The 25,823-nt window shown below is 41.5% G+C and carries 30 protein-coding genes; 24 read left to right on the forward strand and 6 right to left on the reverse strand.

What is annotated here, in order from left to right; translation table 11 throughout:
- The first annotated feature begins 24 nt into the window (after positions 1–24).
- The 10 genes from RCG19_RS19780 (at position 25) to RCG19_RS19825 (ending at position 9,647) form a co-directional block, all read left to right on the forward strand.
- Positions 25–594 carry a flagellar biosynthetic protein FliO gene (locus tag RCG19_RS19780; RefSeq protein WP_308108523.1) on the forward strand — a complete coding sequence of 190 codons (570 nt, stop codon included), beginning with the start codon at positions 25–27 and terminating at the stop codon, positions 592–594.
- 3 nt (positions 595–597) lie between these two features.
- Positions 598–1,344: a flagellar type III secretion system pore protein FliP gene (fliP, locus tag RCG19_RS19785; protein ID WP_308108524.1), complete on the forward strand. Its 747-nt coding sequence runs from the start codon at positions 598–600 to the stop codon at positions 1,342–1,344.
- Positions 1,345–1,359: 15 nt separating this feature from the next.
- The gene (gene fliQ, locus RCG19_RS19790) at positions 1,360–1,629 is read left to right on the forward strand and encodes a flagellar biosynthesis protein FliQ (RefSeq protein WP_166245328.1); all 270 of its coding nucleotides are present in this window, start codon (positions 1,360–1,362) and stop codon (positions 1,627–1,629) included.
- Positions 1,630–1,638: 9 nt separating this feature from the next.
- Positions 1,639–2,409: a flagellar biosynthetic protein FliR gene (gene fliR, locus RCG19_RS19795; RefSeq protein WP_308108525.1), complete on the forward strand. Its 771-nt coding sequence runs from the start codon at positions 1,639–1,641 to the stop codon at positions 2,407–2,409.
- 2 nt (positions 2,410–2,411) lie between these two features.
- Positions 2,412–3,506: a flagellar biosynthesis protein FlhB gene (flhB, locus tag RCG19_RS19800; protein ID WP_308108526.1), complete on the forward strand. Its 1,095-nt coding sequence runs from the start codon at positions 2,412–2,414 to the stop codon at positions 3,504–3,506.
- On the forward strand, positions 3,503–5,536 hold the full coding sequence (gene flhA, locus RCG19_RS19805) for a flagellar biosynthesis protein FlhA (RefSeq protein WP_308108527.1): 2,034 nt from the start codon (positions 3,503–3,505) through the stop codon (positions 5,534–5,536). The genes flhB and flhA overlap by 4 nt, the downstream gene beginning before the upstream one ends.
- A complete protein-coding gene (gene flhF, locus RCG19_RS19810; protein ID WP_308108528.1) occupies positions 5,533–6,900 on the forward strand; it encodes a flagellar biosynthesis GTPase FlhF in 1,368 nt (455 codons plus the stop codon). Before flhA ends, flhF begins: the two co-directional genes overlap by 4 nt.
- On the forward strand, positions 6,901–7,779 hold the full coding sequence (locus RCG19_RS19815) for a MinD/ParA family protein (protein WP_308108529.1): 879 nt from the start codon (positions 6,901–6,903) through the stop codon (positions 7,777–7,779).
- Positions 7,780–7,798: 19 nt separating this feature from the next.
- On the forward strand, positions 7,799–8,602 hold the full coding sequence (locus RCG19_RS19820) for a sigma-70 family RNA polymerase sigma factor (protein WP_308108530.1): 804 nt from the start codon (positions 7,799–7,801) through the stop codon (positions 8,600–8,602).
- Between the two features lie 115 nt (positions 8,603–8,717).
- Complete coding sequence (locus tag RCG19_RS19825) at positions 8,718–9,647, forward strand: manganese-dependent inorganic pyrophosphatase (protein ID WP_308108531.1); 930 nt, start codon at positions 8,718–8,720, stop codon at positions 9,645–9,647.
- Positions 9,648–9,690: 43 nt separating this feature from the next.
- On the opposite strand, the gene RCG19_RS19830 is transcribed toward RCG19_RS19825, so the two are convergent.
- Positions 9,691–10,287, reverse strand: coding sequence for a hypothetical protein (locus tag RCG19_RS19830; RefSeq protein WP_308108532.1), 597 nt, complete (start codon positions 10,285–10,287; stop codon positions 9,691–9,693).
- A gap of 273 nt (positions 10,288–10,560) precedes the next feature.
- Between RCG19_RS19830 and RCG19_RS19835 the strand changes: the two genes are divergently transcribed.
- The 4 genes from RCG19_RS19835 to RCG19_RS19850 all read left to right on the forward strand — a co-directional run bounded on the left by RCG19_RS19835 (position 10,561) and on the right by RCG19_RS19850 (position 13,079).
- Complete coding sequence (locus RCG19_RS19835) at positions 10,561–11,337, forward strand: 2-keto-4-pentenoate hydratase (protein WP_308108533.1); 777 nt, start codon at positions 10,561–10,563, stop codon at positions 11,335–11,337.
- 24 nt (positions 11,338–11,361) lie between these two features.
- Complete coding sequence (locus RCG19_RS19840; RefSeq protein ID WP_308108534.1) at positions 11,362–12,144, forward strand: 2-keto-4-pentenoate hydratase; 783 nt, start codon at positions 11,362–11,364, stop codon at positions 12,142–12,144.
- Positions 12,145–12,185: 41 nt separating this feature from the next.
- A complete protein-coding gene (locus tag RCG19_RS19845) occupies positions 12,186–12,368 on the forward strand; it encodes a 4-oxalocrotonate tautomerase (RefSeq protein ID WP_308108535.1) in 183 nt (60 codons plus the stop codon).
- A 111-nt stretch (positions 12,369–12,479) separates the two neighbouring features.
- Positions 12,480–13,079 (forward strand): DNA-3-methyladenine glycosylase I, encoded by a 600-nt coding sequence (locus RCG19_RS19850; protein WP_308108536.1) that lies wholly within the window; start codon positions 12,480–12,482, stop codon positions 13,077–13,079.
- A gap of 12 nt (positions 13,080–13,091) precedes the next feature.
- Here the strand turns inward: RCG19_RS19850 and RCG19_RS19855 are convergent, their stop codons facing one another.
- Complete coding sequence (locus RCG19_RS19855; RefSeq protein WP_166245353.1) at positions 13,092–13,253, reverse strand: hypothetical protein; 162 nt, start codon at positions 13,251–13,253, stop codon at positions 13,092–13,094.
- A gap of 301 nt (positions 13,254–13,554) precedes the next feature.
- On the opposite strand from RCG19_RS19855, the gene RCG19_RS19860 reads away from it, so the two are divergent.
- The 5 genes from RCG19_RS19860 (at position 13,555) to copZ (ending at position 16,144) form a co-directional block, all read left to right on the forward strand.
- Entirely contained in the window at positions 13,555–14,211 is a 657-nt protein-coding gene (locus tag RCG19_RS19860) for a TetR/AcrR family transcriptional regulator (protein ID WP_308108537.1), read from the forward strand.
- Positions 14,212–14,225: 14 nt separating this feature from the next.
- On the forward strand, positions 14,226–14,951 hold the full coding sequence (locus tag RCG19_RS19865; protein ID WP_374049561.1) for a GTP pyrophosphokinase: 726 nt from the start codon (positions 14,226–14,228) through the stop codon (positions 14,949–14,951).
- A gap of 34 nt (positions 14,952–14,985) precedes the next feature.
- Positions 14,986–15,453, forward strand: a complete 468-nt coding sequence (locus RCG19_RS19870; protein ID WP_308108538.1) for a CBS domain-containing protein — start codon at positions 14,986–14,988, stop codon at positions 15,451–15,453.
- Between the two features lie 122 nt (positions 15,454–15,575).
- On the forward strand, positions 15,576–15,923 hold the full coding sequence (locus tag RCG19_RS19875) for a metal-sensitive transcriptional regulator (RefSeq protein WP_308108539.1): 348 nt from the start codon (positions 15,576–15,578) through the stop codon (positions 15,921–15,923).
- Between the two features lie 14 nt (positions 15,924–15,937).
- On the forward strand, positions 15,938–16,144 hold the full coding sequence (gene copZ / locus RCG19_RS19880; protein ID WP_166245361.1) for a copper chaperone CopZ: 207 nt from the start codon (positions 15,938–15,940) through the stop codon (positions 16,142–16,144).
- A 40-nt stretch (positions 16,145–16,184) separates the two neighbouring features.
- On the opposite strand, the gene RCG19_RS19885 is transcribed toward copZ, so the two are convergent.
- Both RCG19_RS19885 and RCG19_RS19890 read right to left on the reverse strand, forming a co-directional pair.
- Positions 16,185–17,459: an MFS transporter gene (locus RCG19_RS19885; protein ID WP_308108540.1), complete on the reverse strand. Its 1,275-nt coding sequence runs from the start codon at positions 17,457–17,459 to the stop codon at positions 16,185–16,187.
- A 21-nt stretch (positions 17,460–17,480) separates the two neighbouring features.
- The gene (locus RCG19_RS19890; protein WP_308108541.1) at positions 17,481–18,788 is read right to left on the reverse strand and encodes an alkaline phosphatase family protein; all 1,308 of its coding nucleotides are present in this window, start codon (positions 18,786–18,788) and stop codon (positions 17,481–17,483) included.
- A gap of 193 nt (positions 18,789–18,981) precedes the next feature.
- Here RCG19_RS19890 and RCG19_RS19895 point away from each other — a divergent pair, with 193 nt between their 5' ends.
- A complete protein-coding gene (locus RCG19_RS19895; RefSeq protein WP_308108542.1) occupies positions 18,982–19,917 on the forward strand; it encodes an alpha/beta hydrolase in 936 nt (311 codons plus the stop codon).
- Positions 19,918–19,920: 3 nt separating this feature from the next.
- Here the strand turns inward: RCG19_RS19895 and RCG19_RS19900 are convergent, their stop codons facing one another.
- On the reverse strand, positions 19,921–21,996 hold the full coding sequence (locus tag RCG19_RS19900) for a metallophosphoesterase family protein (protein WP_308108543.1): 2,076 nt from the start codon (positions 21,994–21,996) through the stop codon (positions 19,921–19,923).
- A 204-nt stretch (positions 21,997–22,200) separates the two neighbouring features.
- On the opposite strand from RCG19_RS19900, the gene RCG19_RS19905 reads away from it, so the two are divergent.
- Positions 22,201–22,695, forward strand: a complete 495-nt coding sequence (locus RCG19_RS19905) for a flavodoxin domain-containing protein (RefSeq protein WP_308108544.1) — start codon at positions 22,201–22,203, stop codon at positions 22,693–22,695.
- 222 nt (positions 22,696–22,917) lie between these two features.
- Complete coding sequence (locus tag RCG19_RS19910; protein ID WP_308108545.1) at positions 22,918–23,946, forward strand: ATP-grasp domain-containing protein; 1,029 nt, start codon at positions 22,918–22,920, stop codon at positions 23,944–23,946.
- Between the two features lie 55 nt (positions 23,947–24,001).
- Here the strand turns inward: RCG19_RS19910 and RCG19_RS19915 are convergent, their stop codons facing one another.
- Complete coding sequence (locus tag RCG19_RS19915) at positions 24,002–24,376, reverse strand: nucleotide excision repair endonuclease (RefSeq protein ID WP_166245375.1); 375 nt, start codon at positions 24,374–24,376, stop codon at positions 24,002–24,004.
- Between the two features lie 326 nt (positions 24,377–24,702).
- On the opposite strand from RCG19_RS19915, the gene RCG19_RS19920 reads away from it, so the two are divergent.
- Both RCG19_RS19920 and RCG19_RS19925 read left to right on the forward strand, forming a co-directional pair.
- On the forward strand, positions 24,703–25,284 hold the full coding sequence (locus tag RCG19_RS19920; protein ID WP_166245377.1) for a TerD family protein: 582 nt from the start codon (positions 24,703–24,705) through the stop codon (positions 25,282–25,284).
- A 138-nt stretch (positions 25,285–25,422) separates the two neighbouring features.
- Positions 25,423–25,818: a hypothetical protein gene (locus tag RCG19_RS19925; RefSeq protein ID WP_308108547.1), complete on the forward strand. Its 396-nt coding sequence runs from the start codon at positions 25,423–25,425 to the stop codon at positions 25,816–25,818.
- The last annotated feature ends 5 nt before the right edge of the window (positions 25,819–25,823 follow it).

Raw genomic sequence — 25,823 nt, forward strand, 5'->3', positions numbered from 1 at the left:
AAACTCCAAGGAAGGAGAACCAACATGAAACGCATCATGATTTTATTTGCTATGTTCTTTTATTTATTTTCCATGCAAACCACCACATTTGCCGCGGGTTTAACTGCCGCCGGTGAACCTTCCGTCTATGACACTATCCAAAAGGGTGAAAAAAAAGCACCCAAAGACTCAGTAAGTAAAGAGAAGGATAGTGGCACATCTCCTTCTATATTCTCCATGTTTATTAAATTTATCGTATCGTTCGCATTTGTGATTTTCTTGTTGTTCGTGTTATTACGATTCCTGTCAAAGCGGAACAAGGCATTGCCGTCCAATGGACCGATTATTCCATTGGGAGACCATGCACTCGGAAACAATCGTTCTGTCCAGCTCGTATTGATTGGCGGGACTATTTATGTCCTTGGAGTGGGAGAAACGGTCACACTCATCCGCACGATTACCCAAGGTGAAGAATATCAGCATTTACTCGAAAGTCTCGAGAATCAAGAAGAGGAGCCGCCTGCAAAATGGGCGGCCCAAGATACGAAAAAATTGTGGAATTCTGTTTTTCAGAAACAGTTAGATAATATGAAGCAGCGCCGAGGAGGGGAGTAACCTATGTTACGGAAGTTAGCTATTCTCGTTCCCCTCTTTACGCTCGGGTTTATCTCTGTTGCCTATGCTGCTGAACCGGCAAGTTCGCTTTTACCTGGACTCGATTTAGCCTCGGATGATCCAGATAAGGTCTCGAATACGGTCCGGATCATTCTACTGATAACCGTGTTATCGATTGCTCCGGCGATTTTAATGTTGATGACTTGTTTTACGCGAATTGTCATTGTGCTCGGATTTGTTCGTAATGCCCTTGGCACACAGCAAATACCGCCGAATCAAGTGATGATCGGGTTGGCTCTTTTTATGACGTTTTTTATCATGGGTCCTACTTTTTCTCAAATCAATGATGAGGCCTACCAACCGTTTATGGCGGGGAAAATCACCCAAGAGCAAGCCTTCAAAAAGGCAACTGATCCCATGAAAGAATTTATGACGAAAAATACTCGGGAGAAGGACCTGGCCTTGTTTATGGATTATGCCAAGATGGAAAGGCCGAAATCGGTGGAGGACATCCCGCTAACGGCCCTTGTTCCTGCCTATGCCATTAGTGAATTAAAAACAGCCTTTCAAATGGGATTCATGATCTTTATTCCCTTTCTGGTCATCGATATGATCGTTTCCAGTGTGTTAATGTCAATGGGGATGATGATGCTGCCACCGGTCATGATCTCGTTGCCATTTAAGATTTTACTGTTCATTTTGGTTGACGGCTGGCATCTAATCATCGGGTCACTGCTAAAGAGTTTTTAAAAGGAAGTGTCATTCATGACCACTGAAATGGTATTACGTATAGCCCAGGAGGCCATTTACACAATCCTTATTGTGATTGCCCCTGTTGCCGGAGTCGCTTTAGCCGTTGGATTATTGGTAAGTATTTTTCAAGCAGCCACCCAGATTCAGGAACAGACCTTGGCATTTATTCCAAAGATTCTTGCCGTGTTTCTGACCTTGCTTGTCTGCGGGGCGTGGATGCTCCGACATGTCGTTGATTTCACTGAACACTTATTGGGAAATCTTTCTCAATTTGTCGGGTAGGTGATGACGATGGATGCTTCCACATTATGGAGCTTTTTACTTGTATTTGTCCGGATATCGTCCTTTATGGTGGTGGTTCCTGTTTTTTCGGGACGGCAAATACCGGCAACTTACAAAATTGGTTTCAGTGCGGCCCTTGCGATCCTCTGTGTCGGGTTGGTGAAGGAACCAATTGATACGTTACCGCAGTGGGCACTGCTTCTATTAATCTTAAAGGAATTTCTTGTCGGCATTGTGTTAGGGATGACAGCGGCGCTTTTACTCTATTCTGTCCAGTTTGCCGGCTCCCTTTTAGATATGCAAATAGGTTTTTCCATGGCTAGTCTATTTGACCCTAATTTCGGGTTATCAGAACCACTAACAGGGAGATTTAAAAATATTCTTGCCATGCTCCTATTATTTTCAACGAATGGTCATCTATTATTAATTCAGGGGATCTTGGCCAGTTTTGATTGGATTTCATTGCAGGATACCATACCCGCTTTCATAGATGGCAGGCTGTCCGCCTTTCTTTTGGAATGCGTAAAGCAAATGTTTATGATTGGCTTTATGATGGCCGCTCCCATATTGGGTGCCATGTTTGTTTGTGACGTTGCCTTAGGTATTCTTGCAAAAACGGTTCCGCAATTGAATATTATTTCTGTTGCGCCGCCATTAAAAATATTACTTCATTTTGCGCTCTATATCGTTCTATTGCCAGGTTTTATTTATCTATTAAACATTTTATTTGAGAATATGTTCGGTTCAATGTCATCTATTTTAAAAATAATGGGGGCGTAGGCATGCTGCTGCGTTTAGACTTACAATTATTTTCCGGTGAAAAAACGGAAAAGGCAACGCCCTCGAAACGGCGTGAGGCTAGAAAAAAAGGGGATGTCGCAAAAAGCCCTGAAGTATCTACTGCTATTACGCTGCTCCTTTGCTTCGGATTTTTACTGGTCGGAGGAAAGAGTTTAGTCGCTGGTTGTTTAACCATCTATCGTCATAGTTTCCAAGAGTATATGCTTTGGGATCTATCAATCACAAGTACAAAACTATTATTTAATCAACTAGTGTTGGATGCGGGGAAATTGGTTGCCCCCATTTTACTAGTGGTGCTTGTGGCTGGAATTGCCGCCAATTTAATGCAGGTCGGCTTTATGTTTAATTTTTCTTTAATAAAAGTGGATTTTACAAAAATGAATCCATTGTCAGGATTGAAACGGATGTTTTCCGTGCGATCCTTAGTAGAATTAGTAAAATCGATTTTAAAAATTACCTTTATTGCTGTGATTGTTTTTTTAGTCATCTGGCAGAAAAAAAATCAATTTCTTGTTCTTGGCGAAAAAACGATATGGGATACAGCTAGATTTATAGGGTCTTTGATTCTTCAAATTGGCTTAGTTGCAGCGGGATCTTTAATCGTTTTGGCGGTGGCCGACTATATCTATCAAAAGTTTAGTTTTGAAAAGAAAATCCGGATGTCGAAACAGGATATTAAGGATGAGTATAAGAAGTCTGAAGGGGATCCATTTATTAAGGGAAAACGAAGATCCATCCAACGGCAAATGGCCATGAATCAAATGATTCGTGAAGTGCCGAAGGCTGATGTGGTCATTACCAACCCTACGCACTTTGCGATTGCGATCCGTTATGACATTGACACGATGGATGCCCCGCAGGTGATTGCGAAGGGGCAAGACTTTATCGCATTAAAAATAAAAGAAATTGCCAAGGAACATAAGATTACCACGGTTGAAAACAGGCCCTTGGCACGTGCTTTATTTGCTTCAGTTGAAATAGGCGGGACGATTCCTGAAGAGCTGTTCAATGCCGTGGGTGAAATATTGGCATACGTTTATTACCAGGAAGGAAAATATAAGGGGATGATGACATGAAGGCAAAAGATATATCCGTATTAATTGTAGTTATTTTGATTGTTGCCATGATGATCATTCCACTTCCTACTTTATTACTAGATTTCTTCTTGATTTGTAATATTTCTGTGTCACTGTTGATTTTATTGGTGGCCATGAATACGAAAGAGCCTTTGGAATTTTCAATTTTTCCAACAGCCTTGCTGTTGACCACCCTATTCCGCCTTGCACTTAATGTATCAACGACACGTTCCATTCTCTCTAAGGCGGATGGCGGGCAAGTGATTGAGACCTTTGGTTCCTTTGTAGTCGGCGGGAGCCCTGTTGTTGGTTTTGTGGTGTTCTTAATTCTTGTCGTTATCCAATTTATTGTTATCACCAAAGGGTCTGAGAGGGTTGCCGAAGTGGCCGCTCGGTTTACCTTGGATGCGATGCCAGGTAAACAAATGAGTATTGATGCTGATATGAATGCCGGATTAATTTCTGAACAGGATGCCAGAACGCGCCGCCGAAAAATCGAAATGGAAGCTGATTTCTACGGGGCAATGGATGGTGCCAGTAAATTTGTTAAAGGGGATGCCATTGCCGGCATTGTGATCCTAATGATTAACGTCATTGGCGGTTTTATTATTGGCATGGTCATCCATGGTATGGGTTTTGCAGAGTCAGCTAGTACCTTCACGCTTCTTTCTGTCGGCGATGGTTTAGTCTCTCAAGTACCGGCACTACTCATTTCAACTGCAACCGGTATTACCGTTACACGTGCTGCATCCGATGGGAATTTAGGCTCGGATATTATGGAGCAAATTTTCAGTTATCCGAAGCTATTATTTATTGTGAGTGGAACCATTCTTCTTCTTGGATTATTTACGCCAATTGGCCTCTTCCTTACGGTACCGGTGGCGGGGATTCTAATTTTTAGCGGCATAACGATGCAAAGGTCGATGAAAAAAGAAGAATTACGCACCGAACAAATGGAAATGGCGGACATGGAGGAGGATATCCGCAGTCCTGAAAAGGTAGTCAACCTGCTCCAACTAGATCCGCTTGAATTGGAAATTGGCTATGGCTTAATTCCATTGGCAGATCAGAAACAAGGTGGCGATATTCTTGATCGAATTATCATGATTCGCCGGCAATTCGCGATTGAATTAGGATTGGTTATTCCCACTATTCGCATTCGTGACAACCTGCAGTTACCTGCGAACGAATATTTGCTCAAATTCCGTGGGAATAAAATCGCATCCGGAGAAGTGTATTTAGATCATTATCTGGCGATGAATCAAGGGGCAGATGTGGGAGAAATAGAGGGTATTCAAGTAATTGAACCTTCTTTCGGTTTACCGGCCGTGTGGGTGACAAACGAGGAAAAACAAAAAGCCGAATTAATGGGCTATATGATTGTGGATCCACCATCTGTGATTGCGACCCATTTAACGGAAGTATTAAAGCAGTACGCACACCACTTGCTGCATCGAGAAGAAACGAAAGAATTAATTGATAACTTGAAAGAAAGTCATCCTAATTTGGTCGATGAACTTGTTCCCAATTTGTTATCTGTCGGGGAAATCCAGAAGGTATTGCAAAATCTTCTTCGTGAACAAATATCGATTCGCGATTTAGGGGCCATTTTTGAAACCTTGGCAGATTATTCGGTATACACCAAAGATCCTAGAGTGTTAACCGAATATGTTCGGCAGTCGTTAACACGGCAAATTACGGAACAATATGCGGATAATGGGGTCATTCAAGTATTAACGGCTGGGGCAACATTAGAAAAAGGTATTTCTGATGGGATTCAGCAAACAGAATCTGGCGGTTATTTTCTTTCCATGGATCCGCAGGTTTCACGGAGGATTACCGAGGAACTGCATGGACAAATTGAACGAATTATCAAAGCAGGTGGTCAGCCTATTTTCCTTACATCACCGTCCATTCGGATGTATTTGAAACAATTTATTGATAAAATCATGCCCACTGTCCCTGTGCTTGCCTATACAGAGCTTGAGCCTGACATTGAGATACAAAGTATAGGAGTGGTCAACATATGAAGACAAAAAAAATTGTTGCAGATTCCATTCCCCTTGCATTAAAAATGGTCAGACAGCAATTAGGGGATAATGCGATAATTGTTAATACGAGGTCAATCAAAACAGGCGGATTCTTTGGTTTTTTTACAAAACAAAAATTTGAAGTAACCGCCTATGCTGCCGAGAAGGAAGAACCACGAGATCATCGTACGATTGCATTAGGCTTAATTGAAAAAGCAGGAGAAAGTCTGGTTGAAAAAAGTAATCCCGACAGTCAGAAATTTGAACCTATCGAGTTAGACAGCAGAAAGATTCATATCGAAAAAAAGAGTGAACAAGTAACAATGGACAGTCAATCCGTTGATAAAGCAGAAGTAGAGGATAAAAACAACTCTGTTTTTCATAAGAAGCCGCAAATGCTCTATCAATATTATGCACAGACGGCTGAAAAGGGAGTATCGGAGGTTGAGACTAAAACGCCTCAGTCGGTTGAAACTGAAACGGAGCTCATCAATGAAATAAAGGACCTCAGGAAAATGATGATGGTCTTTATGACGAGTGAAAAGCAGGGAAATACATCATCTACACGCCTATCCAAGTGGATCAATCGCTTGAAAAAGAAAGGAGTAGATGATGAAGTGTTGGAATATATCGTGATTTACACGATAAATTCCATGCTGAACAGGTATGGTTCACTGGTTGATGCCAGTGATGAGGTAATTGAAAAAGAAATGATTTCCATTATTCAAGGGATTATTGAAAAGAGAATTCCCAAAACAACGAATCCAAATGAAGATGTTCGAATGATCAAGATCATTGGACCTACAGGAGTTGGAAAAACGACTTCCATTGCGAAACTGGCAACGGAACAAATTTTAAAACAAAAACGGAGAGTAGCGCTAGTTACAACGGACGTTTATCGCATCGGGGCGGTTGAACAGTTAAAAACCTACGCCGGAATATTAAATGTTCCGATTGAAGTGGCGCGCTCAAGTGAAGAGCTCAATCAAGCGCTTACCAATCTTGCCCATTACGACCTTATTTATATGGATACCACCGGTCGTAACTATAAAGATGAAAAAAATCGGGAATCGGTAGCGGAGTTCTTGCATCATCCGATTAAAAGTGATAATTATTTAGCCTTAAGCTTAACAACCAAGTATGAGGATCTGAGGCTGTTATTGGACGAGTTCTTGGAGAGTCCTGTCAATAAATTAATCTTAACCAAGTTTGATGAAACAACTAACTATGGATCGATTCTCAACATTGCCTATAAATACCCTTATCACATTGCCTATATAACCAATGGACAAAGTGTACCCGAGGATATAACCGTCATTGATGCGCCAATGCTTGCTAGTTCCTTAGTGGGAGATGATTTGTAAATGGATCAAGCCCAAAGACTTAGGGAATATATGCAACGCTATCAAGTTCAAGAAACGCGTAAACAGTCATCTCGCTTAATTACGATTACCAGCGGTAAGGGTGGTGTCGGTAAATCTAATTTCACGATTAATTTTGCCTTGGCATTGAAAGCGGCCGGAAAAAAGGTGGTCGTCCTGGATTTGGATTTGTCTACTGCAAATATTGACATTCTCATGGGTGCTTCCTCGAAATATAGTCTGGCAGATGTGCTCCACCAGCGGAAATATCTCTTAGATTGTATTGAAAAAGGTGCCGGCGGGATTGATTATATTGCAGGTGGACTGGACATCAATGACCTTTTGCGATTGGACAATAGGGCCCTTGCTTTTTTTATGGACCAAATTCAAGAACTGCAATCCTATGCGGATTTCATTTTACTTGATACCGGTGCAGGGATTTCGAAGGAATTAGTTGATTTTATCCTGGCATCTGATGAAACGATTTTGGTCACGACACCAGAACCGACCTCGGTTGCGGATTCCTATGCTGTCATGAAGACCGTTCATCAATTCACCGCCAAATCACCGCCATTTCGATTGGTCGTAAATCGTGCTCAATCGTATCGCGAGGCTGCGGAAACGTCAAGAACATTAAAAAACGCCTGCAATGTGTTTTTGAAAATGAAATTAACGAGTTTGGGCTTCCTAATGGAGGATGCTCATGTCCAGAAAGCTGTCAGGGCACAGTCGCCATTTTATTTATCGTATCCAAATTGTGAAGCATCAAAAAACATTAATCAAATTTTATATACGTTTTTACCAGACATGGAGGAGGCTGTTCCATCCTCTAATGGAATCCGTGGTTTTTTTGAAAAAATAATGACTTTAAGGAAATCGTAAAACCAGGAGGGATCACAAGTTGAAATCTGCTATCAATGAAACCGTTCCACACCTGCTGCTTTGGAGAACGTATCAGGAAAAACCTGATTCTCTTACGCAGGAAAAATTGGTGAAACAATATACACATTTGGTGGAACGAGTAGCAAACCGGCTGAGTATGAGCATCCCGCAGCGAATCATTCCAAAAGAGGATTTAATCAGTCTGGGCTATATCGGTTTACTCGAAGCCATCAATCATTTTGATTATCGAAAAGGCTATCAATTTGAAACGTATGGGTTATGGCGAATAAAGGGAGCCATGCTGGATGGAATTCGCAAAATGGATTGGATCCCTAGGGGCTTAAGAGAGAAAGCCAAAAAACTAAATAATGCTTTTCGTGATTTAGAGCAATCGTTAATGAGAACCCCTACGGAAGAGGAAATTAGCCACTACTTAAATATTTCGGCTGATGAAGTAGACCAAACCATGGCGGCTGTATCCTTTTCTACCTTGCTATCTCTTGATGAACCAATGAAGAATGGGGATGAGGATGGGAAACAGCAAAATCGATTGGACCAACTTCAAGATGATCAGTCACCTTCCCAGGAACTGCACATGCAAAAGGGTGAACTGCAGAAATTGATTGCACTCTTTATTGATACGATGCCAAAAAATGAAAGGCTGGTTCTTACGCTTTTCTATTTTGAGGGTTTAAGCCAAGTTGAAATTGCTGATGTGTTGAATTTGACAAAGGGCCGTATTTCGCAAATCCATTCCAAGGCCATTCTTCGGCTGCGACAAGGCTTTGAAAAGAAAGGATATTCTTTTCACTCATTTGTATAATGTTTATTTATCTTTTTTTTTGAAACCTTTTGCCGAATACTATATAATTTTCGTTAGGGTCAATCCCATAACAAGGGCTTGTCCTACATAATTTACTAGGGTTGGGAGTAGGAACATGGAAAAAGTACTTATATTTGGTCATAAAAATCCTGATACAGATACGATTTGTTCTGCGATTGCTTACGCAGATCTAAAAAAGCAATTAGGATGGGATGTTGAACCGGTCCGTCTTGGACAACTGAATGGGGAAACACAATTTGCACTCACTCAATTTCATGCTGAAATTCCCCGTTTGGTCGAAGCGGTGGCAGCTGAAGTTAACGCCGTTATTTTAGTGGACCATAATGAACGTCAGCAAAGTGCAAATGATATAAATGAAGTTCGCGTTCTCGAAGTAATCGACCATCATCGGATTGCTAATTTTGAGACAAGCGACCCCTTATATTACCGCTGCGAGCCTGTCGGCTGTACCGCGACGATTTTAAATAAAATGTATAAAGAGAACGGCAAAGAAATGAAACCGGAAATTGCCGGATTAATGTTATCCGCTATTATTTCTGACACTTTATTATTCAAATCACCAACCTGCACACCAGAAGATGTGGCAGCAGCGCGTGAATTAGCTGGGATTGCCGGTGTTGAGGCTGAAAGTTATGGTTTAGAAATGTTAAAAGCCGGTGCAGATGTGCGCGATAAATCTGTTTCTGAGCTTTTAACCCTTGATGCCAAGGGATTTGAAATGGGTACTAGTAAGGTCGAAATTGCCCAAGTGAATGTGGTGGACACTGCTGACGTTCTAGCCCGTCAAGGAGAATTAGAAGCAGCCATATCCACCATTATCGAAGAGAAAAACTTGGATTTATTCCTCTTTGTCGTAACCGATATCTTAACAAATGATTCGGTTGGGTTAGCCCTAGGCCGTAAGTCTGAAGCGGTAGAAAAAGCTTATAATGTAACCCTAGTCAATAATACGGCAACATTAAAGGGCGTCGTTTCTCGTAAGAAACAAATTGTACCTGTGTTAACCGATATTTTTACAAAATAGGAATAAAAAACCGTTCTTCTTTTCCGAACGGTTTTTCCTTTGGCTAAAGTGGATCCGCTTTCTTCTTGGTTTCCTCCTTTTGATGATTCATGAGGTAAAATGTTAACGGCTGCTCGGATCCTGTCATCAATTTATAGACATAAGAGGATGTCACTTTATAGCCATCTTCAATTTTTGACGCTAAATAATTGGTCCGTTCGAAAAGAATGGAGCGAATATGGTTCACTTGACGCGCTAATTTGTCTAATAGTGCGTCTTGATTGTCTAAACGCTTCAACACACTACCTTGTAAATCTTCTTGTTTCTCCATTTTCAGTGCTGCTGTCTTTTGTAATTCCAGTTGTTCATTCATTTGCATGGCAAGCTGTTGATTGGCTTCCTCATTTTTCTCTAATCGATACCTTAAATCCTTCAGCTGTGTGTCTAGTTGATTCCACTGATGTACTTTTGACTCTTCGTTTTGGGAAAAGCGCATGCCTAGTTCAGCGAGTGCTTGATTAAGGGCATCATTAGCCTTTTGTTGGTCATTTATTAATTCTGCTAAGAAGTCTTGTCGTGAAACCTGCTGATTTGGCTCGTAAAGTTCTTGCCCATTTTTATATACTTCCGGATGATTCCTTCTATTTATATATAATCCCATACCACTCTCCGCCTTTATTATTTTTAGATGTGGTATTGTATGCTATTACGTACGGACATGAATGGGCTAGTCTGATTAGATTGTAAAAAATCAGCAGGAACGAGCATCATGTACACTTAAGTTGTATATGAAATTCGCAAGGGTTGCTATACAATTAAGAATTTACTAAAAATTATTACCCCTTAGGAGGAATTCACGGATGTAAGTAGAAACAAGAGTAAAGGCGATAATATGTTTACATATTTTTAAATGAAAAGAAGGGGAGTTAGCGTTTTGACGAATAAAGTAATACAATATGCAGAACTATTGGCTGAAGCAGAATCAAGTAGAATTGGAACGGCACCACTTACGACAGTTGATTCTGAACTCACGGTAAAAGAAGCCTATTATATCCAACTTGAAAACATTAACAAAAAATTAGAGCAGGGACAAAAGGTAGTCGGTAAAAAGATTGGCTTAACCTCCTTAGCGATGCAGAACCTGCTTGGTGTCGATGAGCCGGATTATGGTCACTTGTTAAACACGATGGTCGTGGAAAATGGCGGGCGCATTTCAATAGAAAATGTCCTGCAGCCGAAGGTAGAGGCGGAAATTGCCTTTATATTAAAAAAGGAATTACGTGGACCAAATGTAACCACTCTTGATGTGATTCAAGCAACCGATTATGTCGTCCCAGCGCTTGAAATTGTTGATAGTAGAATCAAAGATTGGAAGATTAAGTTGGCTGATACTGTTGCTGACAATGCGTCATCAGGGTTTTATGTCCTTGGCGGCAAGCCAACAAGGTTAGAAGATGTTGATCTTGAATTAATCGGCATGGTATTAACGAAAAATGGTGAACTTGTTAATACGGGCGTTGGGGCCGCTGCATTAGGAAATCCGGCGACCTGTGTTGCCTGGTTAGCTAATAAATTGGCCGAGTTTGATATTCCCCTTCGTGCAGGGGAAGTGATTCTTTCTGGTGCGTTGTCTGCAGCCGAGCCCGCACGTGCAGGTGAGTCATTTACTGCAAGATTTGCGCATATTGGGCAGGTTAGTGTCCGTTTTTAATAGGTCGAAAAGGGGGGAAATCATTTGAGTCAATTTAAAGATATAGCCAATTATTTGATTTTAGCAGAAGTAGAAAAACGAGAAGTGGTTAAAGTCACGGCAAATCTAAAGCCTGATTTAACGGTGGAAGAGGGCTATCTTGTTCAACAGGAAATTGTTAACAGGAAATTAGAAGAAGGAAGAAGAATCGTAGGACCGAAAATGGGCTTAACAAGTCAAGCAAAAATGAAACAAATGGGGATTGAAGAACCCATATATGGATATGTGTTTGATTATATGCTGATTGAAAATGGCGGTCGGGTTCGATTACATGAAATGATTCATCCTAAAGTAGAAGCAGAGATTGCCTTTATTATCGGTGAGGACATTGAAGGTCCCGGTTTAACAGGTGCGCAGGTGTTGGCAAAAACAGCGTATGTTCTTCCAGCACTTGAAGTGATTGACAGTCGGTATGAAAACTTTAATTTTACCCTTCCGGATGTGATCGCAGATAATGCGTCCACTTCAAGAGTTATTTTCGGGACGACGTTGAAGAAACCAGAACAATTTGAACTAGATTTGGTTGGCGCTACACTTTCCATTAACGGGGAAATCAAGGATTTAGGTGCAGGTGCTGCAGTTCTTGGACACCCGGCACATTCTGTAGCCATGCTGGCAAATATGCTGGCTAGAAAAGGGGATAAGGTTCGAAAAGGGGATGTCATCTTAACAGGAGGAATTACCAGTGCAATCATGTTGAAAAATGGCGATGTTGTCAGTGGTAGATTCGATGGTTTAGGTGAAGTCATTTTCACCGTAACAGATTAAAAGAGACTAATAAAGAAATATAGAAGATAAGGATGGTCGTTATGCCTATAATAAACGTGCAAATGATGGAAGGAAGACCGAAAGAGAAGGTGGCCGAATTAATTTGCAATGTAACGAACACGGTTGCGGAAACGTTGGATACTCCGAAAGAGAATATTAGAGTGCTTGTGACCGAGTTTCCCAAAACTCATTGGGGTAAAGCAGGGGAACCAGTCGGGAAATAAAGGAAATAAAATGGGAATAGTGTATGACGGCGGCGGCACGGACAATCTATCCGGACCATGATGTCACGGGAAATCTTGTCTATTTTAACGACGTAATGGAGGAAGTTAAACATGAACAGATGTGGTTGGGTGAATCAGGATCCCTTATATATTCATTATCATGACCATGAATGGGGAGTGCCCGTTTATGATGATAGGCTGCTATTTGAATATTTAAATCTCGAGGGGGCACAGGCCGGGCTTAGCTGGTATACCATTTTAAAGAAGCGCGAGAATTACCGTCAGGCGTTTGATCATTTTGAGGCTGAAAAAATTGCCCTGTATGATGAAGAAAAAATAGCCGAGCTTTTACAAAATGAGGGAATTGTTAGGAATAAGCTGAAAGTGAATGCAGTTGTTACCAATGCCAAGGCCTTTTTAAAGATAGTCGAAGAATTCGGAGCCTTCCAACCCTATATATGGTCATTTGTTGGCGGCAAGCCGATTCAAAATCATTTCAATGAAATGAAGGATGTTCCGGCCATGACAGAAATCAGCGATAAAATGAGTAAGGACTTAAAGAAACGTGGCTTTAAATTTGTTGGCTCAACCATTTGCTACTCGTTTATGCAGGCTACGGGCATGGTAAATGACCATATTACCAGCTGCGATTGTTATCAAAAAAGGAATATTGCCGTTGAGGTAAATGAGAAAAGCTCACCACATAAGTGATGAGCTTTTCTGTTACTTAGTTGGTTTTTCAAGCAAGAAATCTGATGCTGGTATCGGAATAATTTTCCCGCCTATTTGGACATGAACGGTTTCGTTGAAAATGGCTTTCACAATTCCCTTTAATGAGATAGTTGAATTAACGGAGATCTTCTTCGATTCACTTTGAGTAGCCAAATTAATCAACACCTTTCAATTATTGAAACGCAAGTAATATAAAAAAATAAAGCGTAATAATACTTTACATTATTCGCATAAAAAATTTAAATTCCTGCTTTACGGTTCAATCTTTATGGAAAAAATGAATAAAAAATTGGTCATGTTACACTCATTTATATTGCAAGGGGTGTTAAACAACTGAAATGAATACAACATGAACCATGGTTCAAGTATCACATGATTTTGATGATCTGTCAATAAAAAAGTGAACTATGGTTCAATTTTAAAAATCGTGTTATGATAGCACTGAGGTGATCAAATGCCAGATCATGAAGAGAAACTTGTTGGTGAATTTCCATTTGTCCCTAAACAGGAACGTGCCCAGCAAAAAAGGAATGCACTGATTGAAAGTGGATATGCTTTATTTAATACAAAGGGGTACGAGCAGACAACAGCTAAGGAAATTGCTGCCCATGCAGGGGTAGCGACAGGAACCTTTTATCGCTATTTTTCCGATAAACGGCAGCTGTTAATGTCCCTTTTAGAAGATAAATTAGAAAAGTTCCTTCCCCCAGAACCAAGCTGGATGACAAACGACCCTGAAACTGTATTAGCGTCACTATTAGAAGCACATTATCACAGGCGAAATGAACTAGGACTTCAGCGTGTCCTTCCGGAGTTGATGACGAAAGATTCAGAACTTGCGGAGGTTCTGGGTGTGGCAAGGAGGAAAATCCATGACAGGATGCTTTCGGGATTAAAGCAAGCCAGCGAAAGTGGATTAACTTGGCCGGATATTGACTTAGATACAGTCACATGGGCGATCATGGTGTTAGTGGAGAATGGTCTGGAGAGACAGAACCAAAGCGGGAAAAAGGTCGATTGTCAGGAATTGGCTAGAGTGATTTGCCGGATGGTTTTTCCCCCTGAGGTGTTGGAACATCTGCAGAAGAGCGAATTGGAAAATAAGGAATAGGGAGGAAGAACCGTTTGGACATTGAAACCGTTTTTGACATGAAAGAACTAAAATCACTCAAAGTGGAATTGACAAGGTTTATGATGGCCTATAAGTTTGCCTTGGACGAAATCAATACGAAAATTAATATCTTAAAAGATGAGTTTAATTATATTCATGATTATAATCCAATAGAACATGTAAAATCTCGCTTAAAATCTCCGGAAAGTATCTTGAAAAAAGTGTATCGAAAAGGCTATGATTTATCATTAGGATCGATAAAAGAAAATGTGAAGGATATCGCTGGAATTCGGATTACTTGTTCGTTTATTTCCGATATTTACGAGATGGCGAAAATGATTTCCAATCAAAAAGACGTCCGGGTTGTCGATTATAAGGATTACATTCAAAATCCAAAACCAAATGGGTACCAAAGTCTTCATTTAATTTTGGAGATTCCGATCTTTATGTCCGACCGTGAGGAATTGACCTATGTCGAGGTCCAAATTCGGACCATCGCGATGGATTTTTGGGCAAGCTTAGAACACAAGATTTATTACAAATACAATAAAGAAGTCCCGAACCATATGATTGAGGAACTAAAAGATGCAGCGGTGATGGCGGCACAGCTTGATCGGAAGATGGAACGTCTCCATCAGGAAATTGCTGTGATCAAACAAGCAGACCATGAAATGGAAGAGCGACTAATACCTAACGACCATTTTAAACGTTCATTTTTAGAAAGCTTTTTGAAAAAATAAAACCCATCCTATACGAAGGAAAGTGATGATCATCATGAAAGTTAGAGAATTTATGGTGAAAGATGTTATTTCAGTAAACCCAGAAAGTTCGATAAAAGATGTAATGGCTTTGTTGGTAGAGAAAAAAATCGGCGGCGTACCGATTCTTAAGAAAGATGGAACGTTAGTGGGAATGGTAACAGATGGAGACATCCTACGGGCCATTAAGCCAATTGATCGCCGAATCCCGGATTATTTCAGTTTTATCACGTATGTTGCCAAGGAGGATATGAACAATCGCTTAAAGGAATTGGCGAATAGGGAAATTAGGATGATTGCTAAAACGCATGGAATCTTCAGCGTCCGTCCTGAGGACGACATGAAAAACGTTGTGGAGCTTTTATCCAAACACCACTTTAAGAAGCTTCCAGTAGTAGACGAGCAAAATCATGTGGTTGGTGTCATTAGCCGCGGCGATGTCATTCGCAATATCCAGCAAACGATTGTTCAAAATATGGATTAAACATCAGACCTATCATATGCTTGCCATGTGGTGGGTTTACTTTTTATGAATGGGACCTCTATTTGTTCATCGCTTTACTATACGGGGGTATGATATAATAAGGCTAAAATGGAAGGGGTTGGATGTCCTTGGATAACAGAAAGGAAGAGGAGCTGCTCGGTGATACATGCTGTTCACATGATGGCGATCAACGAAAGAGTCATCATTCGGATAAAGTGAAAAATAATCTGGTAACAAGGCTGAACCGGATTGAGGGGCAAATCCGTGGCATTAAGGGCTTAATCGAAAAAGATACCTACTGTGATGATGTTATCAATCAAATTTCTGCCACCCAATCGGCGTTAAATAGCGTTGCGAAAATTTTGCTTGAAGGTCATATGAAGAGCTGCGTGGTCGAGAGGATTCAGGATGGCGATTTCGAGGTCTTAGACGAAGTTCTTGTCACCATTCAAAAATTAATGAAAAAATAAGGGAGGAATCGATCATGGAACATGTTACGTTACATGTTAGTGGGATGTCCTGCGGTCATTGCGTAAAAGCGGTGGAAGGCAGTGTTGGCGAGCTTTCAGGTGTGAAAAAGGTCTCTGTTAAGCTCGATAAAGGCCTAGTGGATGTTGAATTTGACGCAAAGGTTGTATCACTTAGCACGATAAAAGAAACGATTGATGACCAAGGCTACGATGTAAAATAATGCGGAGAGAGCTCACCTGAATGGTGAGCTCTTTCAATGCTTATTGTGATAACGTGTTTGTGGTTGAAATATTCGTCGTTTCCGGTACACGGAGGAGAATCAAGCCGCCAATGATGAACAAAACGATAAGACTGAATACGCCGCTATTGGTATTACCTGTCATTTGGGCCGTAAATCCAACCAGGAAGGGCCCCAAGATGGCCGCAAATTTATAAAAGATACTATAGAAACCAAAGAACTCATTTGCACTATCTTTTGGCACAAGCCTTGCGAAGTAGGATCGGCTCAGTGCCTGAATCCCGCCTTGAGAGGAGGCAACAAGCATCGCCAAGATCCAGAAGTCTAGAGTCGTTTTTAAAAAATAGGCATAGGTACAGATGACAATATAGATAAATATTCCAACGAGCAGCATCGTTTTGCCTTTAAATTTATCGGCAAGCTTCCCATAAATAATTGCAAAGGGTGCAGCCACTACCTGTGTAGCAAATAGAATAATCAAAAGGTTAGTAGAAGTGATGCCCAAATCTGATCCGTATGCCGTTGACATGGTGATGATGGTATTCACCCCATCAATGTAAAAGAAATAGGCTAGTAAAAAGAGAAACAATGGGCGGTAAAGCCGAATCTTTTTAAAGGTTTCAAAAAGCTGTTTAAACCCATTTCGAATTGGATGTGGGACTCGTTCTTTATAATAGATCTGCTTGACATTTTTTAGCATCGGAATGGTGAATAATCCCCACCAGAGGGCGGTAATCGCAAAAGCAGCCTGGCTTGCGACGGAAACAGAAATGGGAATCATGCTTTGCTGCGATAAAATAATAAGGGCAATGCCAAGAATGAAAGGGATGGTACTTCCAATGTAACCCATCGCAAATCCCTTCGATGAGATCTGATTCATCCGCTCTTCCGATGTTACATCGACAAGGAAGGCATCATAGAAAATGTTCGTTCCCCCAAAACCGATGACGGTCACCATGTAACAGATTAATAGAATCAGCCATTGGCTGCTTGGTACAACGGCGAGTAAAAAGGTAAAAATAATACCAAGGGCAAAGAAAAAGGTGAAGAATCGCTTTTTAAAGCCCCTAAAATCCGCTATGCTGCCCAAAATAGGTGCACAAAGGGAAATGAGCAGTGTGGCAAAGGAATTGGCATACCCCCAGTAGGCCGTGGATGTAGATGCAGCAAGTCCTGCCTCGGTTGCTGCCGCTTTAAAATACAATGGAAAAACGGCTGTGGTGATAAGAATCGAATAGGCAGAGTTTGCCCAATCATAGAATACCCAGCTCTTTTCTTGCTTCGACATCCGACTCATTCAAGTTCCCCCTTTAAAGGCTTATATCGTCAACATTTCTTCTATAACTCTTCCATCGGTGTTTCCTAAGCTGACACCCAGAAGCCTGGCGAATGTTGGGCCTTCATCAATGAGACGGATGGAAGGCAGGGTGATTTGGTTAATGCCTTTGCCAGCCGCCATGAAAATCGTGCCATACTGTTCTTTTTCCGGTGAGTAGCCATGACAGGCTAACGTATACTTTTTATTGGATGCTGCGTCCTCACGGGAAAATGACTGGATATACTCCCCCTCCATGTCTTCTAAAAAGTAATACCCGCGTTTAGCTTCAAGCATAAAGGCACACGAACCATCTGCGCCTTTTGCCGCTGCTTGTTCGCCTGTAAGTACTTGTTCAATGCCCGATGTTGGATCATCAAGCAATGAATCTAGCAGTTGTTTCACTTCCTGAATTGTTGCTGAGTCTTGTTTGTCATTAATGTAAATATATGCGGAGCCATCACAACTTTTACAATAAGCCTGCCAATTAATTACTCTCCCTTTAGGGTTTGTGGTGATAAGCTTTTTGTTATAGAAAAGGACATTTAGGTTAATCACTTTATTTTCATCAAGCGCGCTATGATCGCCTAGGGCCACCACTGTGGAATTTTCATAGATACCGCTTTCATGGAGAGCGGCCAAGATTCTGCCGAGTCGCTGGTTATGTCGGTGAATGGCCGCGACGGCTTCAGTGGATGAAAAGCCATGGTAGTGGCGCTGGGTATCTAAATCAGTAAAGTGGACCATAACCAAATTTGGTTTCTTTGTTTTAATCGTATGGACGGTTGATTCCAAAACGAAGTCGTCCAATTCAGGCTGATTCAGGCCATTGCGAATATGCCCGAATCGTTTGTTGAGATCCAATTGAAAGCTGGGTGTCCCGTTCATAAGTGAAACTAGAATTTGGTTTTGCCATGGGCGGTTTGCGAAAATTTCCGGCATATTGTAGTCGATGCCGGCTTTGCCGGTAACCGGCCATAATAGGGCTGCTGTGGTCAGATTTGCTTGCTTTGCTTCATCGTATAGGGTCGTTCCATGGATGCAATGACGATACCAATTCCAATCAGGTGACGGTCTTCCAGGCTGCAGGAGGGTATTATTAATGACTCCGTGCCGGTTTGGATAATTTCCCGTCACAATTGTGGCATGACAGGGATAGGTGACCGAGGGGTAGATTGTTTCGACATTTTCCACATATGTGCCATTTTTTAAGATCGTTTGAAAGTGGGGTAAGTCTGTTAAAATCGGATAGTCTAATGCTGAAAGGCAATCAAAAGAAATGATGATTAAATGATCGGTAAGTCGAGTCATGGTTAACCTCCGGCTTTGACATGTTCTGGTTAAGATAATTGTACTATATGAAAGAGGAAATGGAAGAATTGTTACAGAATATTTACAAAATTTTTGAACGTTTGCCAGAAAAAACCGAAATCTGGATGGGCGAACGAGGTTTATCTAGTATAATGAAATTAGCAATAATTGGAGAAAAAGAGGGGAAGACACCATGCCAAGTTTTCAAAGTTATTTTTTTGAAAAAGCAATAAAGCTTTCGGTGAAGAGGACATTGCGGAAGGGTGTAAAGGGAAAGGGGATGGATGAAAAGCGGCAAATGCTTGATGCTGCCGCAAGGAGACTGGGAAAGCTCCCCAAGAACTGTCAGGTTACACCACTGGAAATCGAGGGATTGTACGCCGAGTGGATTACTTCCGGACTCAACAGCCAATTGGCGGATAAGGTCATTTTATATTTACACGGTGGTGGTTATGCGCTTTGTTCAGCCAATACTCATCGGCCGCTTGCGGCAAGAATTGGCAAGGCAGCTGGCGTGAAGGTGTTGTTCCCGGAGTATCGTCTTGCCCCGGAACATCCATTCCCGGCTGCCATTGAAGATGCCGTTACCGTGTATCGCTGGCTGCTGCATCAGGGTTACGATCCAGCAAATATTATATTTGCCGGTGATTCCGCGGGTGGAGGGTTATCGATTGCAACGGCCTTGGTGTTACGGGATCAGAACGAGCCGCTGCCGGCTGCGATTGTATTGCTCTCACCGTGGGTGGATTTAACCAGCAGTGGGGAAAGCTATCGGAAAAATGAAGGGCTTGATCCCTATTTAAGTTTGAAAGCGGTTAGGGAAGCTGTCCATATGTATGCCGGAAAAGAAGCCCCTGACCACCCGCTTATTTCACCTGTTTACGCTGACCTTTCAGGATTGCCGCCCTTGTTCATCCAGGCTGGCAACCATGAAATTTTGCAAAGTGATGCTGAAACACTGGCAGCTCAGGCCAGGAAAGCAGGTGTCCCAGTCAGGATGAAAATTTGGCAGGGAATGTGGCATGTTTGGCAAATTGGCGGGGATGCCTTACCTGAAGCCAAGAAAGCAATTTGGGAAATCGGGAATTTTGTTCGGAACACCTTTGAAAAGGGAAGGTCTGGAAGCTGACCTTCACTTGAGTAAAATATGTTGGATGTCGTTATCCAAAATGGTAATGAGGCCGATATTATTATTGGTTTCGATGATGGATTCTTTTTTTAATCGTTGGTATCGTAATTGATCCTTCCATAAATACGTGGCATCATGGACATTTTCTTTATCTAGATGGGTGATGGTATATGATGGGTCACACACACGGTAAATATCATTCTTTTTCCTACTGATAGAGTTTACATTAATAACCATTTTCATTAAGAGCCCCCAAACCCCACTGAAACTCATATTTTTTATCGGGCTGCTTGTAAATTGTTGTATCGGAAGCATTCCTCCATCTGAAAATGTGACAGTGGCTTTGACCGCCGAGGCGTAATGAACGTCACCAGAAAGAATGATGCATTGTGATGGGTTCCACTTGGCAGTCTGTTGCAGAAAGTGTGTGAACCCTTCCCCGTTGTATTTCCATGCCTCGAAATCAAATGAGGTTTGCACTTCTACGCCAATAACTTGAAACGGATAGACGTAATTGTGCAGAAAGGATTCAATTAACCCCATGCCATAAACAGGTGTGGCAGAAACGACGATGACGGGACTTCCAGCTTTCCAGTCGCTTTGTTGTAGCTTTTGGGTGATGCGCGCCCAGCTAATTTTGTTGATGAGCTGCGGGCAGCCTTCTGTTTCCTTCATGGTATGACCAAATTGCACCCGCTTTGGTTCGGAACGGTATTCCCGTTGTGTCCGAGTGTCAAGAAATACAGCTTTAGGATGTGTGGGAGCAATAAAATGCCAGGAACTGAAATTCCATAATTGCTGCAGCCAATTATCGTGTGTTGTGGAATGATGGGTTCCTTTTCTAAGGGTTCTATGATAGGACGCCATTGTTTCAATAAAATCAGCATCAAATGAATCAGGGTCATTCCCCCAGCCTTGGAACGCCCAATAGGCTGCGAGGCCATTTGCTGTCACATGGCTGCCTAATGGCGATCTGCGGACATTTCTTTTCCAATTACCTGTGATATTCCAATCATCGGTGACGTCATGGTCATCAAAGATCATGTAGGTTGGGATGTTCGCGAGCAGCCTTCGAACCTTATAAAGGGATTCATGAAAGGTGATGATGGCTTCCTGTTGATCGTGAAAACGCATTTTTAATTTCGTTCGTTCCGTTTTATGTTGTTTCTTAACCTTTTCTTCATTTGGAAAGGTAAAATGGAGCAGATTTTTCTCCAAAGCACCATCAAAGGATTCAAATAATTGATGGGCCTGCGCTGCTGCCCAAAGCTCGGGATTCCAGGACAATAAATACATGGCAGCAAATTCGCCAAATTCGATAAGATGGTTATGGGCATGGCCGGAGGTAAATTGGGCCAGGTTTTCCATGATAAATTGTCTACCATTGATTTGATAAAGAGTGGTTGTGAATGGTGTTTGTTTGAGGCGACTTTCCAGTTGGTGCAACGGTTCCCTTTGCCCAATTAATTCATGGCTGAGGGTTGAAATAGCTAGAATAAGGGGATCGGCAACATCATCGGCATAGATTTGATCGCCCATTAGAAAGAGGGAATCTGGTCGCTTCCAAGTTGTTTCATATTCCTGGGCCAGAATGGCATCTGCGCGTAAAAGAGTATCTTCTCCTTCACCATGGAGTTTTCGGCAGGAACCATAGAGAATATTGCTCGGACTGTTCCCACTTTTTATTTGAAAGGTGGGGTATTTTAGCTTTCCGTAAACGATGGACTGCTGATGATCCGGGGAAAGTAAGTGGAGGCTTTGGAAATCATGCTGTACTGAACTGGTTGTAAATTGCAGGTTATACCCAATTAACGTATCCGTTGGAAAATCTCCGTTCAAGGGGACAACCTTTATTAGGTGGATAAATAGCTGTTTTCCGACTCTTACTGTTTGAGGTTCACTACTGGTACTCAGTAGTTGATAATCAAATTTCTTGTTGCTGCTCGTTTTCGTGACTTGATAAAAGGCTGCCTCAATAGCGCATTTCCCGCTAGTAGCAATCCAAATAAACACCCTTCCAGGCTCAACCCGTCGAACAATCGGCCCAGAGAGAATAAAGGGAAACTCTATTAAACCCATGAACACCACCTCGCTTTTCCTCATTTCTACATTGTATTCCTTGCAAATGGTGCCTGACACCATTAATAAGCTGTGGAGCTTTTAAATGATGCAAAGGATGGAAATGGTGTAAGAAACTGTTTATTTGTAATAATATTGCCAATATTAACGCAGTTGCTGTTTGTTATGGGATTTATAATGGAGTAAAGGAAGGGGGAATTGGACGTGAATAGTTTAATTGTTTATTGCTCATCCCATGGGACTACTGAAAAAGCGGTTGGATTATTATGCGAGAATCTTGAGGGAGGCGTTTTATCAGTCGATTTAAAAAGGGAGAAAACGCTGTTTGATCTAAAGGATTTTGATCGGGTCATCATTGGCGGCTCGATTCACGCCGGGCAGATTCAAAGGAAAATAAAAAAGTTTATCCAAACACATCATGATGAGCTCTTAGAGAAGGAAGTAGGTCTTTTTCTGGTTTGCATGCGTGATGGTGAGACAGCCATTGAACAGTTTAATCATGCCTTTCCCCAGGATTTGCGTAAGAATTCCGTTGCAATGGGCCTGTTCGGCGGAGAATTTATCGTGTCTAAAATGAACTTTTTTGAAAGACAAGTAGTGAAAAAGGTAGACGGGGTCATGTCCGACCAAACAAAATTGGATATAGAAGCCATTATGGAGTTTGCTTCTCGCTTGAATCATGTCAAAAGCTTTGTTTAGGTGTCGATCTGGTGAGATAATAGGCGAGGATTTTAAGGAACTCATTTCCACAATCAACGTTTCTGCTTTGGCAGGAGCGTTTTTATTTTTTATAAAGCGGCAGTAAATGATGCACTACTTCCATTGCTCTTTATCATTATCAGGGATTTTGATTATAAATTTTATGATGTTAGCCCATAATGGAAAAGGTCTTATATAACTACAACATGAAAGAGGTTTCACATGAAGATTTGGTTTAATCGATGGTTTACCACGGTTTCGCATTATATAGACATGATTCGTGACAACGAGGACCAGCGAAAATTTATCATTTATGGAACGCATCCAAATAAAGATGCATTGTATTTACAAAATTGTGATTTCGCCTATGTCGAGCCGGATATTTCCGGGAATGACTATATCGAATTTTGCCTGGACTTTTGCAGAAAGCACCAGATCAATATTTTTATCCCTCGGAAAGAAAATGTGTTGATATCGAAACGGCTGGCAGATTTCAGTGCAATGGGTGTGAACGTTCTCGTTTGTCCTGATGCTGTCCTAATGGAAACGATGGACAATAAAGCCGCCGCCTATCAAACCCTTGCAAATGGGAAGCCGATCTTTTCCATCCCCGATTATTATGTGGTAAATAATAGTGAGGATTTTAAAAAGGCTTATGCTTCACTTAAGGAAAAAGGGCATGAAGTTTGTTTCAAACCCGTTATTGGTGAGGGGGCAAATGGTTTTCGGGTAATTAAGGACAAAATTGAATCCATTCCCCAGCTATTCCAACAGGGGATTGGCTATCGAATTCCGTATAACTATGCCTGTGAGATCTTAAGTCAACAGGAAACGTTTCCCGATTTAATGGTGCTCGAGTATTTAGAGGGCAGGGAATATAGTATCGACTGCGTTTCTTCAGAGGATGAATTATTTGCAGCGATTCCCCGAATGAAGGGGGACGGCAGGGTTAGGGAGCTGGTGGAAAGTCTTGAACTCATCCAACTCGCCCACAGATTCCATCAGGAGTATAAATTGCCCTATATATTCAATATCCAGGTGAAATATAACAACGGTGTGCCGAAGCTGCTTGAAATCAATCCGCGCATGAGCGGTGGGATGCATGTTAGCTGTCTTTCTGGCATAAACCTGCCGTATCTGGCAATAAAAATATTATTGGGTGAAGAAGTGGGTAGGCAGCAGCCGCGATTTGGCATTCGCGCTAGTCATATTGAAAAAGAAATGATTTTAAAGTATGGAGATATTAGTTAATAAAGTAAAAAAGAGCGAGTTTTCATCGATTGAAAACTGCTCTTTTCCTTATACCTTATTTATAGAAGACTTTGTCGATATTATATTTAGCCTGAAGGGTATTTATAATGTAGGTTTCATAGATTTCTCTTTCCATCGGCTCATCTACCACGATTACCGCAATTTTATTGACCTCATCGCGATGGGCTTTGATGGGAGAAACGGTATCTTCAAAATGGCGCTTCACGCGTGGTCTCAATTTCCTAGCTTTGCCGACAAAAAGTAAATCGTCATTGGCATTGAAAAATAAGATAATTCCGCCTTTATCCCGAGGAATTCTATTGTAATCGGTAAAACCGTATACACTGCTTAGTACGGATTCAACTGGTTCCCCTACTTGTCTCTTTTTCGTAATCACAACATCTGGATTTGGTATTTCAATTTTTATCATAAAAAGAATCGCTCCTTGCTTAAAATAAACGGCTGATCCCGTTTTGCTAACAGTTCATTATAGCATAGGTTGCCAATTTGGGTTAATACTCATAATTTGCCCAAATTTTGCAGTTCAAAACCTGACTAAATAAGGTTATATCGTATTTTAATCTTTAAAATGGTGGCAAATTAAGTCTAGCTTTTGTACAATTAAGGAAGGTATTGGAACTTTTGGGTTTCAAAACAGCAACTCACGTGAATTTTACAGGGTATGAGTGTACGATGGTAGTAGCTATCTATTATTTGGATAGTAAGAATAATTAAAAGATAGGGAAGGGTGTTAATATGGCAATTTCATTATCTAAAGGTCAAAAGGTAGACTTAACGAAAACAAATCCCGGGTTATCCAAAGTAGTGGTTGGACTTGGTTGGGATACGAATCGTTATGACGGCGGGAGCGATTTTGATTTGGATGCCAGCATTTTTCTATTGAATGCCAGCGGAAAGTGTGAATCGGAAAAAGATTTTGTTTTCTATAACCAGCTTGAGGGCGGAAATGGTTCCGTAGTACATACAGGTGATAACCGTACGGGTGAAGGCGACGGTGACGATGAGCAAGTGAAAGTTAATTTGTCCGCGGTTCCTGCGCAAGTGGAGAGAATTTCATTTGTGATTACCATTCATGATGGAGAGGCTCGTGGTCAGAACTTTGGACAGGTATCCAATGCCTTCTGCCGGATTGTTAATGAAGAAACAAATCAAGAAATCATTCGGTACGATCTTGGAGAGGATTTCTCCATCGAAACAGCCATCATCGTTGGTGAGCTATATCGCCATAACGGCGAATGGAAATTCTCAGCCGTCGGCTCCGGCTACCAAGGCGGGCTCGGCCGCATTGCTACAGACTTTGGGCTTAACGTAGGCTAAACAAGAAAAGCACAAGCGCCCTGGAGCTAGACAATAAAAAGGACAAAGGGGATTCAATCTGGATTCCCTTTGTCCTTTTATCGTATTATTATAGTAGTAGTACAGTTTATGGTGTCAGGCACCATTGAGGTGAAGTTTATGAAGTATTTAGTTAAGTCGCAGGTTGTGTCTATTTTGATGGCGTTTTTTTGGATGATTTGTTTAGCTGTTTTAGCTTTTTTAGATCAGCCGAGTCGAGCGTTGCAGTACATAAATGTATTTGTTTACGGATTTGCTATTTTATTTGCAGTCATTGGTTTTCTGTTAACGAAATATTTTCTCGGGCGGAATTGGTTTGCGGTTCCACTCGTTCTAATTCCCTATTTTTTACTCTATCAACCTGTATTTCAGAGATCCCTGGTAAGCATCGCGAATGACCGTTACGGTGGAATGATCAAATTCTTGGCACAGTCAATAGGGGCGACATATCTCCTTGCTGCGATCTTCGGGTTAGGTCTGGCAATTTTGTTCACTCGACCACAGATAAAGGGGTGACAGCA

The sequence above is a fragment of the Neobacillus sp. OS1-2 genome, from assembly GCF_030915505.1.
Classification (GTDB): domain Bacteria; phylum Bacillota; class Bacilli; order Bacillales; family Cytobacillaceae; genus Neobacillus.